Annotated in this window: 15 protein-coding genes; 10 read left to right on the forward strand and 5 right to left on the reverse strand. The window is 64.0% G+C overall.

Annotated elements, in window-relative coordinates; all coding sequences use genetic code 11:
• Positions 1 to 85 precede the first annotated feature (85 nt).
• The 3 genes from rplQ (at position 86) to dsbD (ending at position 2844) form a co-directional block, all read left to right on the forward strand.
• Positions 86 to 481 carry a 50S ribosomal protein L17 gene (rplQ, locus tag PKKP23_RS28385; protein ID WP_017777176.1) on the forward strand — a complete coding sequence of 132 codons (396 nt, stop codon included), beginning with the start codon at positions 86 to 88 and terminating at the stop codon, positions 479 to 481.
• A 169-nt stretch (positions 482 to 650) separates the two neighbouring features.
• The gene (gene cutA, locus PKKP23_RS28390; protein WP_026121919.1) at positions 651 to 983 is read left to right on the forward strand and encodes a divalent-cation tolerance protein CutA; all 333 of its coding nucleotides are present in this window, start codon (positions 651 to 653) and stop codon (positions 981 to 983) included.
• Complete coding sequence (gene dsbD / locus PKKP23_RS28395) at positions 976 to 2844, forward strand: protein-disulfide reductase DsbD (protein WP_168724606.1); 1869 nt, start codon at positions 976 to 978, stop codon at positions 2842 to 2844. The genes cutA and dsbD overlap by 8 nt, the downstream gene beginning before the upstream one ends.
• A gap of 149 nt (positions 2845 to 2993) precedes the next feature.
• Here the strand turns inward: dsbD and hemB are convergent, their stop codons facing one another.
• Together hemB and yihA are read right to left on the reverse strand one after the other, a co-directional pair.
• A complete protein-coding gene (hemB, locus tag PKKP23_RS28400) occupies positions 2994 to 3992 on the reverse strand; it encodes a porphobilinogen synthase (RefSeq protein WP_017777179.1) in 999 nt (332 codons plus the stop codon).
• A gap of 400 nt (positions 3993 to 4392) precedes the next feature.
• Positions 4393 to 5052, reverse strand: coding sequence for a ribosome biogenesis GTP-binding protein YihA/YsxC (gene yihA / locus PKKP23_RS28405; protein WP_126879325.1), 660 nt, complete (start codon positions 5050 to 5052; stop codon positions 4393 to 4395).
• Between the two features lie 265 nt (positions 5053 to 5317).
• Between yihA and PKKP23_RS28410 the strand changes: the two genes are divergently transcribed.
• The 5 genes from PKKP23_RS28410 to msrQ all read left to right on the forward strand — a co-directional run bounded on the left by PKKP23_RS28410 (position 5318) and on the right by msrQ (position 11457).
• Complete coding sequence (locus PKKP23_RS28410; protein ID WP_126879326.1) at positions 5318 to 5971, forward strand: c-type cytochrome; 654 nt, start codon at positions 5318 to 5320, stop codon at positions 5969 to 5971.
• Positions 5972 to 6103: 132 nt separating this feature from the next.
• On the forward strand, positions 6104 to 8308 hold the full coding sequence (locus PKKP23_RS28415; RefSeq protein WP_126879327.1) for a cytochrome c biogenesis protein ResB: 2205 nt from the start codon (positions 6104 to 6106) through the stop codon (positions 8306 to 8308).
• 4 nt (positions 8309 to 8312) lie between these two features.
• On the forward strand, positions 8313 to 9524 hold the full coding sequence (gene ccsB / locus PKKP23_RS28420; protein WP_126879328.1) for a c-type cytochrome biogenesis protein CcsB: 1212 nt from the start codon (positions 8313 to 8315) through the stop codon (positions 9522 to 9524).
• Between the two features lie 180 nt (positions 9525 to 9704).
• On the forward strand, positions 9705 to 10709 hold the full coding sequence (gene msrP / locus PKKP23_RS28425; protein WP_017777184.1) for a protein-methionine-sulfoxide reductase catalytic subunit MsrP: 1005 nt from the start codon (positions 9705 to 9707) through the stop codon (positions 10707 to 10709).
• A 37-nt stretch (positions 10710 to 10746) separates the two neighbouring features.
• Complete coding sequence (msrQ, locus tag PKKP23_RS28430; protein ID WP_126879329.1) at positions 10747 to 11457, forward strand: protein-methionine-sulfoxide reductase heme-binding subunit MsrQ; 711 nt, start codon at positions 10747 to 10749, stop codon at positions 11455 to 11457.
• 126 nt (positions 11458 to 11583) lie between these two features.
• Here the strand turns inward: msrQ and lysA are convergent, their stop codons facing one another.
• Together lysA and lptM are read right to left on the reverse strand one after the other, a co-directional pair.
• Positions 11584 to 12846, reverse strand: a complete 1263-nt coding sequence (lysA, locus tag PKKP23_RS28435) for a diaminopimelate decarboxylase (protein ID WP_126879330.1) — start codon at positions 12844 to 12846, stop codon at positions 11584 to 11586.
• 8 nt (positions 12847 to 12854) lie between these two features.
• The gene (gene lptM, locus PKKP23_RS28440) at positions 12855 to 13178 is read right to left on the reverse strand and encodes an LPS translocon maturation chaperone LptM (RefSeq protein ID WP_126879331.1); all 324 of its coding nucleotides are present in this window, start codon (positions 13176 to 13178) and stop codon (positions 12855 to 12857) included.
• A gap of 35 nt (positions 13179 to 13213) precedes the next feature.
• Here lptM and cyaY point away from each other — a divergent pair, with 35 nt between their 5' ends.
• Positions 13214 to 13531 carry an iron donor protein CyaY gene (cyaY, locus tag PKKP23_RS28445; RefSeq protein ID WP_042302601.1) on the forward strand — a complete coding sequence of 106 codons (318 nt, stop codon included), beginning with the start codon at positions 13214 to 13216 and terminating at the stop codon, positions 13529 to 13531.
• A gap of 44 nt (positions 13532 to 13575) precedes the next feature.
• Here cyaY and PKKP23_RS28450 read toward each other — a convergent pair whose 3' ends face one another.
• Positions 13576 to 15999, reverse strand: a complete 2424-nt coding sequence (locus PKKP23_RS28450; protein ID WP_126879332.1) for a penicillin-binding protein 1A — start codon at positions 15997 to 15999, stop codon at positions 13576 to 13578.
• A gap of 248 nt (positions 16000 to 16247) precedes the next feature.
• Here PKKP23_RS28450 and pilM point away from each other — a divergent pair, with 248 nt between their 5' ends.
• Positions 16248 to 17258, forward strand: a complete 1011-nt coding sequence (gene pilM / locus PKKP23_RS28455; protein ID WP_017777190.1) for a pilus assembly protein PilM — start codon at positions 16248 to 16250, stop codon at positions 17256 to 17258.
• Positions 17259 to 17262: the final 4 nt, after the last annotated feature.

Here is a 17262-nt window from a genome sequence, read left to right on the forward strand (position 1 = left end):
TGCTTTTTTCACTACCGGCCCGTGCCTAAGGCTTGTCCTGGGCGATAGAAGAGCTGGATCAAAACTTTGATTCAAGGAAACTGAAATGCGTCACCGTCATGGTCTGCGGAAACTGAACCGCACGAGCAGCCACCGTCTGGCAATGCTCCGTAACATGTCCAACTCGCTGATCGAGCACGAAGTCATCAAGACCACGCTGCCGAAGGCGAAGGAACTTCGCAAGGTTGTCGAGCCCCTCATCACGCTCGGCAAGAAGCCGTCGCTGGCGAACCGCCGCCTCGCGTTCAACCGCCTGCGCGACCGCGACTCGGTCACCAAGCTGTTCGATGTGCTGGGTCCGCGCTTCGCGAACCGTCCGGGCGGCTACCTCCGCATCCTGAAATTCGGCTTCCGCGTGGGCGATAACGCTCCCATGGCGCTCGTCGAACTGCTCGACCGCCCGGAAGTGGTGGAGGCAGAAGAGGTCCAGGAAGCCGAATAAGCATTCCTCGTTCTCTTGATGCATAAAAAAGCCAGGCTTCTGCCTGGCTTTTTTGCGTCTGCGCGCCGATTTCTGGCCGATTGGTTATCCGTGCGGGTGGCCGCCGAAGTGCCCGCGCGTCAGGTGGTACGATAGCTGCACCCGAGTTCTCGATGTTTTTGGAGTGGCCGTGAGCGTCAACGTGACCCTGATTCTGACCGCTGTGCCCGACGCGCAGACTGCCCAGAAGCTCGCGTCCGGCGCACTCGATGCACGTCTTGCCGCTTGCGTGACGCAACTGGGTGCCGTGCATTCGAACTACCACTGGCAGGGCAAGGTCGAATCCGCCGACGAGATCCAGTTGCTCTTCAAGACGAGTGTCGCCCGGTCACTGGAGCTCGAACAGTTCATTCAGAGCCATCACCCCTACGAAACACCGGAAGTGCTCTCGTGGCAGGCCACCGCTACGCAGGCCTATGGCCAATGGATCATTGCCGAAACTCAACGCCCGCTTCATGTTTAATCGTTCCCATCGGCCCGCGGCTCGCATGATGCGCGCAATTGTTCTACTGCTCTGCAGTCTCTTCGCGATGCTGCTCGGGGCCGGCCTCGCGCAAGCTGGCGACGACTTCCTTGATCCCGATGCCGCGTTCCGCTTCAGCGCCACCGAGCAGCCGGGCGAAGTCGAGGTTCACTACCGTATCGCCGACGGCTACTACATGTACCGCGAGCGGTTCTCGTTCGCGGTACAAAAGGGCAGTGCGACGCTCGGCGATCCGCAGTTGCCACCTGGCCACGTCAAGTTTGATACGACGTTCCAGAAAAACGTGGAGACGTACCGCAACGAGTTGACGATCCGCGTCCCGGTGAAACAGGCGTCCGCGGGATTCGACCTTGCTGTCACGTCACAGGGTTGCGCGGACGCGGGAATCTGTTATCCGCCCATGGTTCGGACGTATCGCGTGAGCGGCGCCGCGCTGCAGGCCGCGACCTCCGCAGGCGCCGCACCCGATACTGCCGCTGCCGCCGCCGTGGGTACCGATTCGAGCGGCCCCTGGTACGACCGCATCACGAGCGCCGACTATGCACAGCAGCTGCTGACGAAGGGCGGTTTCCTCGCCATCGTCGCGCTGTACTTCGTCGCCGGCGTCGTGCTCAGCCTGCTGCCCTGCTCGTACCCGATGTTCCCCATCCTGTCTGCCATCATCATCGGCGAGGGGACCAGCGTGACGCGGGCGCGTGGGTTTGCGCTGTCGCTTGCGTACGTGTTGGGCATGGCACTGGTCTATACAGTGCTCGGCATCGTGGCCGGTTTCGTTGGGCAAAGCCTGGGCGGATGGTTGCAGAACCCGTGGGTGCTGGGTGCCTTCGCGGTTCTGTTGGCGGTGTTCGCATTCGCGCTAATCGGCGGTATGGACATCGCGCTGCCGCGTCGCTGGCAGGACGGGGTGTCGCGCGCGACGCAAGGCCGTCCCACGGGCAAGTACGCGGCCGTTGCGTCGCTTGGGGCGCTGTCGGCGCTCGTGGTCGGCGCGTGCATGACGGCGCCGCTCTTTGCGGTGTTGGCGTTTATCGCGCATACCGGCAACGCCTTGCTCGGCGGCGCGGCGCTGTTTGCGATGGGATTGGGTCTCGGTGTGCCGTTGCTGATTCTGGGTCTGGGCGCTGGCGTGCTCTTGCCGCGTGCGGGCGCCTGGATGGATGGCGTGAAGGTATTCTTCGGCGTGATCCTGCTCGCAGCCGCCTTGTGGATCGTCTGGCCAGTGTTGGGTGGCGGGGTGAGGATGCTGCTTGCGGCCGTCTGGCTGCTGATTGCCGCTGCGGCGCTTGGCCTTTTCACGCCGAACTCCGGTGGTCCGACGCCGTGGCGGCGCCTTGGCCGTGGTATTGGGGCAGCACTGGCTATCTGGGGCGCGACGTTGCTTGTGGGACTGGCTGCGGGGTCGTCAGACCCACTTCGCCCGCTCGCTGTTTTGGCCGCCAGGGGCAGCGAAGGTGGCGCGGGCAATGGCCTGTCGCCGAACCAACTCGCGTTTGCGCCGGTGCGCTCGTCGACGCAACTCGATGATGCGGTGAAGACCGCACTGAAGCCGGCCATGCTGGACTTCTATGCGGACTGGTGCGTCAGCTGTAAGGAGATGGAGAAGTTCACCTTCAGCGACCCGCGCGTGCAGCTCCGTCTCAAACAGCTCAACCTCCTGCGCGCCGATGTGACTGCGAACAACACCGACGACCAGGTTCTGCTCAAGCGCTTCGACCTGTTCGGGCCGCCGGGCATCATTTTCTTCGACCAGACTGGCAGAGAGGTCCTGCGCGTAGTCGGCTACGAATCCGCGGACCGCTTTCTGCGCAGTCTGGACCGCGCGGCGCCACCGCAGTCGTAGCAACGCACGTGGCCTTTGCATCGACGCTCGTTACTGCGAAGGAACGCCGGCGCGGGGCAGCACAAAAAAAGAGGCACATCGGTTCTTATCCGATGTGCCTCTTTTGCGTTTGCGTCTGAGGTGGCAGCCGCACCGCCACGTTGTCTGCGTTATCGCTGGGTACGCAGGATCCTCGCCGCGTCGAGCGCGAAATAGGTGAGCACGCCGTCCGCGCCAGCGCGCTTGAACGCCAGCAGCGATTCCATCATCACTTTGTCGTGATCGAGCCAGCCGTTCTGCGCGGCCGCCTTGAGCATCGCGTATTCGCCGCTCACTTGATACACGTAGGTCGGGTAGCGGAACTCGTCCTTCACGCGGCGCACGATGTCCAGATACGGCATGCCCGGCTTCACCATCACCATGTCGGCGCCTTCCTCGATGTCGAGGCGCACTTCGCGCAGCGCTTCGTCGCTATTTGCCGGGTCCATCTGGTAGGTCATCTTGTTGCTCTTGCCCAGGTTCGAAGCGGAACCCACTGCATCGCGGAACGGACCGTAGAACGCCGACGCGTATTTTGCCGAATACGCCATGATGCGTGTATGGATATGGCCTTCGCTTTCGAGCATCTCGCGGATCGCGCCGATGCGCCCGTCCATCATGTCTGAGGGCGCGACGATATCGACGCCCGCTTCGGCCTGCGCCTGCGCCTGCTGAACGAGGATTTCGACTGTCTCGTCATTCATGACATACCCGGCCTCGTCCAGTACGCCGTCCTGCCCGTGGCTGGTGTACGGATCGAGCGCGACGTCGGTCAGCACGCCCAGCTCCGGGAAGTGCTTTTTCAGTTCGCGTACGGCGCGCGGAATCAGCCCGGCTTCATTGGCGGCTTCGCGGCCGTCGGGCGTCTTGATGGACGGCTCGATGGCCGGAAAGAGCGAAATGACGGGCACGCCGAGCTCGACGCATTGCTCGGCCACGCCCATCAGCAGGTCGACGGAAACGCGTTCGACGCCCGGCATCGACGGCACGGCTTGCCGCACATTTTGGCCTTCTACGACGAAGACGGGGTAAATCAGGTCGTTGGTGGTGAGAATGGTTTCGCGCATGAGGCGGCGCGAAAAGTCGTCGCGTCGCATACGGCGCGGACGGAGATGGGGATAGAAGCTCATGTCGGATATCGTGGGAGAGGACGACAGAAGGGCGGGATGCAGCGGCTCCCGCGTGGCAGAAACTTTTCAGGCCAATGGTATATCATACCGATCGAGCGAGGCGCCCTGCGCCGGACTCCCCGCTTCTCCTCCCTGAGCGGGTGCCTGTCGTTTTTCGATTAGGCTGTTAACCCGCCGCGAACCGGCGGGTTTTTTTATGGGCGCCCGGGATGAAGCGCCCCTCGCTTTGCACAACAAGCAGGCACTTCCGGCGCAGCCGCCGCGACGACATGTCGCACATGTGCAGGTCGTGAAGGCCGCTTCAAAATTCTGTGCCTCGCACGCCATTGACCGCGGCAACGCTGGCCGCCGCGTCGATTTCTTCACGCGCCGCCGCTCCCATGCCACGCTGGCCCGCCGATTATTCTGACGCCGCCTCAGCCTCGCCGGCGTGCTCCGCAGGTGCAATCCAGCTTTCGATCAGTTCGTGCGCTTCGTCCAGCCCGGCGCGCTTGAGCGAAGAGAAAAGCTGCGCGCTGAGCTCACCCGCGTGGCCGGCCGCCCGGTATTCGTCGAAACCCTTCTTCGTCATGCGCAGTGCATTGATGCTCTCTTGGCGTGTCAATTTGTCGCACTTCGTTAGCAGAGCATGGATCGGCTTCCCGGTGGGCTCGAACCATTCGATCATCCGGCGGTCGAGTTCGGTGAGCGGACGGCGGGCGTCCATCATGAGAATCAGGCCGCGCAGCTGGGCGCGAGTCTGCAGATAGCGCGACAGCAGTTCCTCCCAGTGCGCCTTCGAGGCCTCCGGCACATCGGCGTATCCATAGCCGGGCAGGTCCACGATGTGCGCCACCGGCTCCGCGGCGGGCCCCACCGAGAAGTAGTTGATGTGCTGCGTGCGCCCTGGCGTCTTCGAGGCGAAGGCGAGCCGCTTCTGGTTGCACAGCACGTTGATGGCCGTCGACTTCCCGGCATTCGAGCGTCCCGCGAACGCGATCTCGGGCTGCGTCGTGGCCGGCAGGTCGCGCAGATGATTGACCGTCGTAAAGAAGCGGGCTTGATGGAGCAGGAAGGCCATGAGGGGAAAACCAGAATGTGAGACGCCGTGGCGATTGCCGGGCACCGGGATGGAGGGCGCCACGCGGCGGAGATGGCACCGGGAGAGGTCCGACTGGCGCCATTGCGTATAGCGCGTTATTGTACAATACGACGGTTTACTGAAGACCTTACTGAAGTCCTCGATACGGAGACAATTTGGGGACGAGCGTGCGGGCCTTCGCGGTAGATCGGTCGCCGTCGTATTTTGCAGAGCCTAATCCCACAAGACGAAACAGGGTGTGCGAATGAATCGACTGTGCAAGTCCTTGATGGTGCTTGAATTTGCGGTAGCGGCAGGTCTTTCGGCAGTAGCGGTGCAAAAAGCAGTGGCAGCGGATCAGACAAAGCCCGATCTCAACCGGGGGCAGACAATCGCGACACAGGTCTGCGCCGCCTGCCACGGAGCGGACGGCAACAGCGCCGGCGGCGCGTATCCAAAGCTCGCCGGCCAGCATCCCGAGTATCTCGTCAAGCAGCTTCACGACTTCAAGCCGGCGGAAGGCAAGCCGGCAGCGCGCAGCAATCCGATCATGGCCGGTTTCGCGGGCGCGCTGTCCGATCAGGACATGCAGAACGTGGCGGCCTACTTCGCAGCGCAAGCGCCAAAGCCCGGCTACGCGCATAATGCGAGCACCATCGCGCTAGGCCAGAAGATTTATCGCGGCGGCGACGCAGAACGGGGCGTGCCGGCGTGTGCGGCCTGTCACGGGCCGACGGGGCAGGGTATTCCGACCCAGTACCCGCGGCTCTCGGGTCAGTGGTCCGAGTACATCGTTGCGCAGCTCACCGCTTTCCAGCAGGGCACGCGCAATAACAACGAACCGATGCATGCGGTGTCGCAGCGACTGTCCGATAGCGAGATCAAGGCCGTCGCCGATTACATCGCCGGGCTGCATTGACAGTCCGCGCGATTCGCGTCGGGTAAGAACCAGCCGGCCCAGCCAGGGACGGCAAGAAAACAAGAAAAGGGTGGGGGCGTCGTCATGGCACGACAGCCCTTCACCCTTTTTTGCTGTTGAGTCGGAGTTTGAATGAGCGTCACCACGTCGGGTTTGCAGTTGAATACGCGTAAGCGGGCATGGCGCAATGCGATCGAATTGCTCAGCTCGATGCGTTTCGCCATCGCGCTGCTTGTGGTTCTTTCGATCGCGAGCATTATCGGCACCGTCCTGACACAGGACGATCCTTATCCGAATTACGTCAATCAGTTCGGTCCGTTCTGGGCCGACATCTTCCGCTCGCTGGGCCTCTATAGCGTGTACAGCGCGTGGTGGTTCATGCTGATTCTCGGCTTTCTGGTCGTGTCGATTTCGCTGTGCGTGATCCGCAACGCGCCGAAGATGATCGCCGACATGAAGAGCTGGAAGGACAAAGTCCGCGAAGGCAGCCTGCGCGCGTTTCACCACAAGGGCGAGTATGCGGTGCTGGGCTCGCGTGCGCAGACGGCCCAGGTGCTCACGAATCTTACCGGCCGGCTCGGCTACAAGTTCGTGACGCGCGAAAGCGACGGCGCCACGCTCATCGCGGCCAAGCGCGGCGCGCTCACGCGCATCGGCTACATCTTTGCCCATCTGGCCATTGTCGTGATCTGTATCGGCGGGCTGCTCGACAGCAACCTGCCCATCAAGCTGCAGATGTGGCTCTTCGACAAGACGCCGATCCGTAGCAATACCGTCATCAGCCAGATCGCACCCGAGCACCGTCTCTCGGTCTCGAATCCGACGTTCCGCGGCTATGCGTGGGTGCCGGAAGGCCAGTTCGTTTCCACGGCGATTCTCAATCAGCCGAACGGCTCGCTGATCCAGGACCTGCCGTTTTCCATCCAGCTGAACAAGTTCATCGTCGATTACTACTCGACCGGCATGCCGAAGCTCTTCGCGAGCGACATCGTCGTGATCGATCACAAAACCGGCCAACGCGTTCCGGCGCGCGTCGAGGTGAACAAGCCGTTCGAATACGACGGCGTGTCGATCTATCAATCGAGCTTCCAGGACGGCGGCTCGCAGATGCAGATGACCGCCTGGCCAATGACGGGCGGCGGCACGAAGACCTTCCCGTTTGGCGGCACGATCGGCAATTCCGCGCCGCTGCCCGCGTCCACGCCGGGTGCCGACGGTCAGACCGTCGAGTTCACGGATTTCCGGGCCATCAACGTCGAGAACATCTCGAACGGCAGCGGCTCGACGGACGTGCGCGGCGTGGCGCATCGCTCGCTCAAGGAGGTGTTCGACGAGCGGCTCGGTTCGGGCGCGAAAACGTCGAAGCCGCTCGATCTGCACAACGTCGGCCCCTCGGTGCAGTACAAGGTGCGCGACAAGGACGGCCAGGCGCGCGAGTACAACAACTACATGGTGCCCGTCGACGTGGGTGGCGCGCGGATGTTCCTCGCCGGCATGCGCACGAACCCGGACGATCCGTTCCGCTACCTGCGCATCCCGGCTGACAGCGGCGGCACCGTGAACGAATGGATGCGCCTGCGCGCCGCCTTCGAAGATCCGGCGCTGCGCGCCCAGGCGGCGCACCGGTTTGCGATGCGGTCCGTGCCCGAAGCCAATCGCGAATTGCAGCAGCATCTCGAGGAAAGCGCGGTGCGCGTCCTGACCCTCTTTGCCGGCGCCGACGACGTCTCCGGCAAGCCGGTGCCGGGGCAATCCATCGGCGGCTTCCAGGCCATTGCGGCGTTCATCGACAAGTCGGTGCCGAAGGGCGAGCAGGAAAAGGCCGCAGGTCTCCTGCTGCGCATGCTGGAAGGCTCGACGTGGGACTTATGGCAGCTTGCCCGCGAGCAGGCCGGCGAGCCTGATGTAAAGCCCGATACCCAGACAACGCGCTTTGTGCAAGATTCGATCAACGCGGTGTCCGACAGTTTTCTGTATGGAGCGCCCGTTTACCTGCAGCTCGATTCGTTCAAGCAGGTGCAGGCATCGGTGTTCCAGCTCACGCGGGCGCCTGGCAAGAAAGTCGTGTATCTTGGCAGCCTCCTTCTCGTGCTCGGCATCTTCTCGATGTTCTACGTGCGCGAACGCCGGCTGTGGTTCTGGCTCAAAGATAGCGGCTCGGGCGTGAACGTCGTCATGGCCATGTCGACGGCGCGCAGGACCTTCGATTTCGAAAAAGAGTTTGCCCGCACCCGCGATGCCGTCGGCCAGGCGCTGGGCGTCAAACCGCTGACTCCCGACGCTCCTGGCACAGCCCCTGCTGTGCCGTCAGAGAACGCTGCAGATTCGACCCGGTAAGAACATGGATTTGACTCAGGTTTCCTCATCCCGCCCCGGCGCGCCGCGCGTGCCCGCCACGCCGCCCGCCGCTTCGGAGATCAGCGCGCTTGGCGACGAGCGTTCCTTCTTGCGGCGCCTCGGCGCCTTCGACTGGCTGTTCGCGCTTGCGCTCGTGGCCGGCGCGGGTTTCGCGCTCTCGCGTTACCACGCGCACATGAACTACTACGACAAGCTCGTGCTGGTCTGCACCGTGCCTGCGCTCGTCGTGCTGGGCTGGCGATGGAAGCCGGCGCGTCTGCTCATGGCGGGCATCGCGGTGCTCTCGCTGGCCGGCATCCAGTTCTACCACGGCGATCTGGCGCGGGCCGACACCGCCTTCTTCCTGAAGTACTTCCTCTCCAGCCAGTCGGCCATCCTCTGGATGAGCGCGCTGTTCGTGCTTGCCACCTTGTTCTACTGGATCGGCACGCTCTCGCGCTCGCCCGTGGGCGGTGCGATCGGTTCGAAGCTGACCTGGGCAGCGGTGCTGATGGGCTTCGTCGGACTGATGGTGCGCTGGTACGAGTCGTACCTGATCGGCGCGGACGTCGGCCATATTCCCATCTCGAACCTCTACGAAGTGTTCGTGCTGTTCAGCCTGATCACGGCGCTCTTCTACCTCTTCTACGAGAAGCACTACAACACGCGGTCGCTGGGCGCTTTCGTGTTGCTGGTGATCAGCGCGGCGGTTGGCTTCCTGATGTGGTACTCCATTGCCCGCGACGCCCAGCAGATCCAGCCGCTCGTGCCCGCGCTGCAAAGCTGGTGGATGAAGATCCACGTGCCGGCGAACTTCATCGGCTACGGCAGCTTCGCGCTGTCGGCCATGGTGGGTGTGGCCTACCTGATGAAGGAGCGCGGCGTGCTGGCGGACCGCCTGCCGGAGCTCGAGGTGCTCGACGACGTCATGTACAAGTCGATTGCCGTGGGTTTTGCGTTCTTCACCATCGCCACGATTCTCGGTGCGCTGTGGGCCGCCGAGGCGTGGGGCGGCTACTGGAGCTGGGATCCGAAGGAAACCTGGGCGCTGATCGTCTGGCTCAATTACGCGGCGTGGCTCCACATGCGGCTCATGAAGGGCCTGCGCGGCTCGGTGGCGGCCTGGTGGGCGCTGACCGGCCTGCTCGTCACCACCTTCGCGTTCCTGGGCGTCAACATGTTCCTGTCGGGACTGCATAGCTACGGCAAGCTGTAAGATCCGCCGCGCTCGAACGACAAACAACCGCCGGATGGTTTTCCCCGGCGGTTTTTTGTTTCCAGTGGAAGTTTTTTGCCCGGCGCGTGTTTGCCAGAGTGTGGCCTGCGCGGGGCGGGTCGGACGAACGTGGATGCGGTTCGCACGGGATACACCCGCTGCGCCGCGAGGAGTGAAGTCATGTGGATCAAGCGAGCCAGCAGGATTCTGCTGAACGGCGACGACATTGCGGGAAGCGAGATCACGCCCGAATCGGTGTACCGGAACCGCCGGCGCGTGCTGCAGGCGGCGGGCGCCGCGGCCATCGGCTCGTTGGCGGGCCCGTTCGGGCTCAGCGCGCCAGCGTTGGCCGAATATGCATCGCCGGACCCGAAGGCGCAGAAACTGGCGGCGAAAACGAACCCTAAATTCGTCGCCCTGGATAAGGTCACGTCCTTCAAGGACATCACCACGTACAACAATTTCTACGAATTCGGCACCGACAAGAGCGATCCCGCAGCCAACGCGGGCACGTTGCGGCCGCGTCCGTGGCGCGTGAGCGTCGAGGGCGAGGTGAAAAACGCGAAGGTCTACGACATCGACGAGTTGCTCAAGCTCGCGCCGCTCGAGGAGCGCGTGTACCGGCACCGTTGCGTGGAAGGCTGGTCGATGGTGATGCCGTGGATCGGCTTTCCGCTCGCGGAGTTGATTCGTCGGGCTCAGCCCACCGGGAACGCAAAGTACGTCCAGTTCATTACGCTGGCCGACCCGTCGCAGATGCCCGGCCTCGCGCAGCCGATTCTGGACTGGCCCTATTCCGAGGGCCTGCGCATGGACGAGGCGATGAATCCGCTCACGCTTGTCACCGTCGGGCTGTATGGCCAGGTGCTGCCGAACCAGAACGGTGCGCCGATCCGCATCATCGTGCCGTGGAAGTACGGGTTCAAAAGCGCGAAGTCGCTCGTGAAGATCCGCTTCGTCGAAAAGCAGCCGAAGACGAGCTGGAACACGTATGCCGCGAACGAATACGGCTTCTACTCGAACGTGAATCCGAACGTCGACCATCCGCGCTGGAGCCAGGCAACGGAGCGGCGCATCGGCGAAGACGGCTTCTTCACGCCGAAGCGCAAGACCCTGATGTTCAACGGCTACGGCGATCTGGTCGCGTCGATGTATCAGGGCATGGATCTGAAAAAGAACTTCTGAGTCGCCCGCGCGAACGGCTGGGGCGGTGGAGCAAGCAATGCAACGCGTTTCTGAAACGATGGGCACGGCTGGGAAGGGACAAGCGGCTGCTGCGTCCGCGAGTGCTTCCCGAGCCCGGCCGCGTGCCGCTGCGGGCACGCGCTGGGTTGCGCCGGCGAAGGTCGCCGTGTTCCTCGCGGCGCTTTACCCGCTGGGGCGCCTCGTGCTGTTGGGATTCACGGGTGGCCTGGGCGCGAACCCAATTGAGGTCATCACGTGGTCCACGGGACTATGGACGCTTGTATTCCTGTGCATCACGCTGGCAGTCACGCCGCTGCGCCGGCTCACGGGACTCAACGCACTCGTGCGTTTTCGCCGCATGCTTGGTCTCTTTGCGTTCTTTTACGCGACGCTGCATTTCACGACCTACATCTGGCTCGACAAATGGTTCAACGTCGCCGATATGTTCAAGGACATTGCCAAGCGGCCGTTCATCACGGTGGGGTTTGCGGCGTTCGTGCTGCTGATTCCGCTTGCGGCAACGTCGCCACGCGCGATGGTGCGGCGGCTGGGCCGCCACTGGCAGACGCTGCATCGTGCCATCTACGCGATCGGCGCGCTCGCGATCCTTCACTTCTGGTGGTTGAAGGCGGGCAAGCACGACCTGGTGTTGCCGAAGATCTACGGCGCGATTGTGGTGGTGCTGCTTGGATGGCGGCTCGCCGTGTGGCTGCGTGAGCGTTTTCGAACGGCGGGCGGCGCGAGGTGAGTTAGCAGGCGGAGAGGCGTGTCGGCGGCGGGTGCCGCTTTCGAGTTAGCCCGGCCCGCTGCGAGCCGGGCCGAGTGTCGGGCCCTGACGTTTGGCGCGGATCCTGGGCCCGCTTCAGGCCGCGCGTTACGCTGGCAGGACGCTTTCACCCGCGAACAGCTGCGTCACGCTTTCGCGTTCGCGCACGACGTGAGCGTGTTCGCCGTCCACCATGACTTCGGCGGCGCGGCCACGCGTGTTGTAGTTCGAGCTCATCACAAAACCATAGGCGCCGGCCGAGCGAATGGCGAGCAGATCGCCCGGTTCGATCGCAAGCGACCGCTCGCGGCCGAGCCAGTCGCCGCTTTCGCAGACCGGGCCCACCACGTCATAGACCTGTGCCGGCGTCTTTCGCTCGACGACCGGTTCGATCGCGTGAAAGGCTTCGTACATCGCCGGGCGGGCCAGATCGTTCATCGCTGCGTCCACGATCGCGAAATTCTTTTCGGCGCCCGGCTTCAGGAATTCGACGCGCGTGAGCAGCACGCCCGCGTTGCCCACGAGCGAGCGGCCCGGCTCGAAGTACACCTCGCGATGGCCGTGGCCGCGCGCTTCGATGCGGTCGAGCACCATGCGCACGAACGCGCCGATGTCGGGCGGCGTTTCGTCGTCGTAGCGGATGCCGAGGCCGCCGCCCACGTCGATGTGGCGAATCGCGATGCCGTCGGCTTCGATCTGCTCGACGAGTTCCAGCAGCTTGTCCACGGCATCCAGGTACGGTTCGACTTCGGTGATCTGCGACCCGATATGGCAGTCGATGCCAACGACCACGAGATTCGGCATCGCCGCCGCCGCGCGATAGGTGGCGCGGGCGTCGTCGAACGCCACGCCGAACTTGTTCGACTTGAGACCCGTGGAGATATACGGGTGCGTCTTCGCATCGACGTCCGGATTCACGCGCAGCGACACCGGCGCCTTCTTGCCGAGCTCACCGGCGACGGCATTGAGCCGGTCGAGTTCCGGTATCGACTCCACGTTGAAGCATTTCACGCCGGCCACGAGCGCTTCCCGCATTTCAGCCGCACTCTTGCCCACGCCCGAGAACACGCTGTTTTCCGCTTTGCCGCCCGCAGCGAGCACGCGCGCGAGTTCACCGCCGGAGACGATGTCGAACCCCGCGCCCATGCGCGCAAAGAGGTTGAGCACGGCGAGGTTGCTGTTCGCCTTCACGGCGTAGTGGATCGACGCGCGGCGGCCCGCGCATGCGTCCGCATAGGCGTACCACGCCGCAGTAAGCGCGGCGCGCGAGTAGACGTAAAGCGGCGTGCCGAACTGCTCGGCCAGCGAAACGGCGGAAACGCCTTCGACATGCAGCACGCCGTCGACGCGTGTGAACGCGGGTTGAACCATGTGAAGTCTTATTGGGTTTGCGCCGCATCCGATGCGGCACGCGAGGGCGCTGCGGGTGCGGTGTTGAGTTGGGTGTCCGGCGAGAGCGTCAGTGCGGTGCCCGAGGTGTCCGGCACTTCGCCTGCCGATACCCCCGACGCGCCCGAAGACGCGGTTTCGGCGCCCGGCTTGACGTCTTCGCCAGGCGGTTCGGTTCGTTCGTTGGGCTTCGCCGGCAGGGGCGGTACCGTGGGCAGATAGAGCGCGCCGCGTTGGCCGCAACCGGCGAGCGCGCCGCCTGCGAGAATGGCCAGAGCCGCTACAATCGCGCTCATCCTGAAAACGACTCGCATGACTGTCCCAGAGAATTTAATCAACGGAGTTTAGCATGACCGACAGTGACTACCTGACCCGTGCCGAAGCCGTGCTGGACGCGGTGGAGCGGGCGATCGACGACATCGACGCCGACATCGAACTGGAGCGCAGCGGCAATGTTTTGACGCTCGAATTCGCCAACCGGTCGAAGATCATCGTCAATCTTCAGCCGCCCATGCAAGAGATCTGGATTGCCGCAAAGGCCGGCGGTTTCCATTTCCGCTACGTCGACGACGCGTGGCGCGACACGCGCAACGACACGGAGTTTTTCGAAGCGCTCTCGGGGTACGCGACGCAGCAGGCCGGCGAGCCGGTGACTTTTACGCCGTAGCTTTACGTCGCGGTTTTACGCTGAACGCGCGAGCCCTCGCGCGTTCAATGCCCCCGGAACAGGTTCATGATGTCCTGTTTCTCTTTCTCGTCGATGTGTTCGGGCGCGGGTTGCGGCTCGGCGCCGGCCGCCGCGCTGGCTTGCGCGTCGAGCGCTTCCTGGCTCACGCCTACCGTGGAAATGAAGCCGTGTCCCGGCGTGAATCCGTCAAAATACAGTTCGTCGCCCAGCGTCACGACGCCGTCCGGCATCGGCATCTTGTAGGGCGGCACGCCCTTCAGCATGCGGCTCATGTAATCGATCCAGACCGGTAGCGCGAGGCCGCCACCCGTTTCGCGGTCACCCAGGCTGCGTGGATTGTCGTAGCCGATCCACGCCACGGCCGCCAGCGTGTGCTGGTAGCCCGTGAACCAGGCGTCGCGCGAATCGTTCGTCGTGCCTGTCTTGCCGGCGAGGTCCGTGCGGCCCAACACGTTCGATCTCGCGCCTGTACCGTGCTGCGCCACGCTCTGCAAGAGGCTGTTCATCACGTATGCGTTGCGCGCGTCGATGGCGCGCGGCGCGTTTTGTTCGGCGATGAGCGGTTGTGCGTGCGCGACCACCACGCCGCGTTGATCTGTCACCTCGGCGATCAGATACGGATTGATGCGGTAGCCGCCGTTGGCGAACACCGAGATGCCGCTCGCCATCTGGAGCGGCGTGACGAGACCCGCGCCCAGCGCCATGGGCAGGTACGCGGGATGGCGCTCGGCATCGAAGCCGAAGCGCGTGATGTACTGCTGCGCGTACTTCGTGCCGATGTAGTTGAGGATGCGGATGGACACGAGGTTCTTCGACTTCTGCAGCGCCGTGCGCATCGTCATGGGACCGTCGAAGCCGCCGCCGTAGTTCTTCGGCTCCCACGCTTCGCCACCCGGCGTGGTGGCGGGAAAGAAGAGCGGCGCGTCGTTGATGATGGTGGCCGGTCCCAATCCCTTTTCCAGCGACGCCGAGTAGATGAACGGCTTGAAGCTGGAGCCGGGCTGGCGCCAGGCCTGCGTCACGTGGTTGAACTTGTTCTTGTTGAAGTCGAACCCGCCCACGAGCGCGCGAATCGCGCCGTCCTGCGGCACAACAGAAACGAGCGCGCCTTCCACTTGCGGCAACTGCGTGATCGACCACTTGCCGCCGTCGTCACGCACGAGCCGGATGATGGCGCCCGGCCGGATGCGCGAATTGGGTTGTGCCCGCGGGCCGAGTGCGTACTGCGCGAAGCGCAGGCCGTCTCCTTCGATGGTGGCCGTGTTGCCGTCGATGAACGTTGCCTGCACCTGCTTCGGGCTGGCCGACGTGACCACCGCGGCAATGATCTCGCCGTTGTCGGGATGTTCGAGCAGCGCGTCGTCGATTTCCTGTTCGCGTTCGCTCGCCTCCTGAGGCAGATCGACGAACGCCTCGGGGCCGCGATAGCCGTGACGCCGTTCGTAGTCCATCAATCCCTTACGGACGGCGCGATACGCGGCGTCCTGTGCAGCGGAATCGATCGTGGTCACGACGTTCAGGCCGCGCGTATAGGCCTCTTCGTGGTACTGCGCGTACATCATCTGCCGCACCATTTCCGCGACGTACTCGGCATGCACGCTGAATTCGCGAGCCACGCCCTTCACCACGAGCGGTTGCTTCACGGCGTCGTCGTACTGCTGCCGCGTGATGTAGTTGAGTTCGAGCATGCGCTGCAGGATGTATTCCTGGCGCACCTTCGCCCGCTTGGGATTCACGACCGGGTTGTAGGCAGACGGCGCTTTCGGCAGGCCCGCCAGCATGGCCGCTTCGGCAAGCGTGAGATCCTTCATGTCCTTGCCGAAATAGACGTGCGCCGCACTCGCAAAACCGTAAGCGCGCTGACCCAGATAGATCTGGTTCATGTAGACCTCCAGAATCTGGTCCTTGGTCAGCTTCGTTTCGATCTTGTACGCAAGCATCATCTCGTAGATCTTGCGCGTGTAGGTCTTCTCGCTGGAGAGGAAGAAATTGCGCGCCACCTGCATGGTGATGGTGCTCGCGCCCTGCGTGGCATGACCGTTCGTGAGGGCGACGATGCCCGCCCGCGCAATGCCGGTGAGGTCCACGCCGCCGTGCTCGTAGAAGCGCGCGTCTTCGATGGCGAGAATCGCTTTCTTCAGGTGGTCGGGCACGTCCTGGATCCGCACGATGTCGCGCCGTTCTTCACCAAATTCGCCGATCAGCACGTGGTCTGCGGTGTAGATGCGCAGCGGCACCTTCGGCCGGTAGTCGGTGAGCGCTTCGAGCGAGGGCAGGTTGGGTGCCGCCACGACGAGCCCGTAGCCGATCACGAGCGCCACGCCCACAATGCCGGCCGCGACGAGCCCTACGAAGCCGAGCAGCAACCTTGCCCAAAGAGGGCGCTTAGGGGCTTTCTGTGTGGGCGGTGGGGCGGCGTTGTCGGGCGTAGGGGATGGGGATTGCATGGGGACACCAGAAAAACAGTCCCGCGATTATAGCCGCCGGGGTAGGGCGCCTTTCGGCTCGCTTACGTCCGTTCGGCTCTTCGCGGGACAACGGCACCACTGTAGCGTCCCTGTGCGTGCCCGGATAGGCGTTGCACGCCGCGTTGGCCATCCGGCCGAATGTCGGGTCATGCTCGCGATTCGCACAATCTCCTCCAACGATCGCACGCGAATGGTTCGCGGCGACGTGCAGGCGAGGAGGAGGCGCAATGTCGCTGAGGAATGCGTGGCAACTGTCGGTTCGCCGGTTCGGCGCCGGTATCGATCTCAATGCCCAGGGCGTAAGGTGCGCCGTGTTGAGCCGGCGTCTGCGCAGCACGGGTCCGGTGCGGATCGAATGGCTGGCCGCGTGGCCGTTGGTCTCCGGCGCAGTGGCGGGCGCCGAGATTTTTGATCGCACCGCGGTGAGCACCGTGCTGCGCGCGGCGTTTGCCCAGATGCCGGCCTGGTGCGCCGCCCAGGCCATGCGATGCGCGATGGCCATACCGGCCTCGGCTACGTTCTCGGCGTCCATGCCGATGGGGCAACTCGCGGCAAATGGCGAGCAGGAGGCGGGCCTTCTTCCCATGGGGCCGGCGTGGACGGCGTTCGAGCCCGCCGTGCTGGCCGAGGCCGAGCGCGTGGCCGGCCTCGAGCGCGACGCACTGGCGGTGGACTGGTTCGTCGACGAATCGCTGCATCACGTTGCGGACGGCGGGCCGGGCGGGCATTACGTGACCCTTGCCGCGGCATCGCGCCACCATCTCGAGGCGCGCCTGGAATGTGCCGCCGCGGCGGGTTTCACGCTTCACGCGCTGGACGGCGAACCGCACGCGGCATTGCGCGCCATGCGGCACGCCGCGAAAGTCGAGTTGCAGCCGTATGAACCCTACGCGGCCCTCTGGGTGGGCGGCGACGGCGTCTATGGATGGCGCGTGGTCGATGGTCTCGTGGCCTGCGAAATCCGCTATCCCGCGCTCGAATACCCGGACTTCGTCGATGCTCTGCGCGAGCTTTCAAAGGGCGCGGCAGTGCGATGCGCGCTGCTGTCCGGCGATCTGCAACTGCTTGTGAGCGCGGGATTTTCACTCGCCGACGTGGGCGACGTGCTGGGCTGCCCGGTATTGCCGTTCGAGTGCTCGGCCTTGGCCGATGGCACGCGGCCGCTTGTTCCCGAACTGCTGCACGAGCCGGCATGCGCGGTGGCAGTCGGCCTTGCCTTGCGCGGCGTCATGGAGTGACGCC

It is taken from the genome of Paraburkholderia kururiensis JCM 10599 = LMG 19447 (assembly GCF_003986935.1).
Classification (GTDB): domain Bacteria; phylum Pseudomonadota; class Gammaproteobacteria; order Burkholderiales; family Burkholderiaceae; genus Paraburkholderia; species Paraburkholderia kururiensis.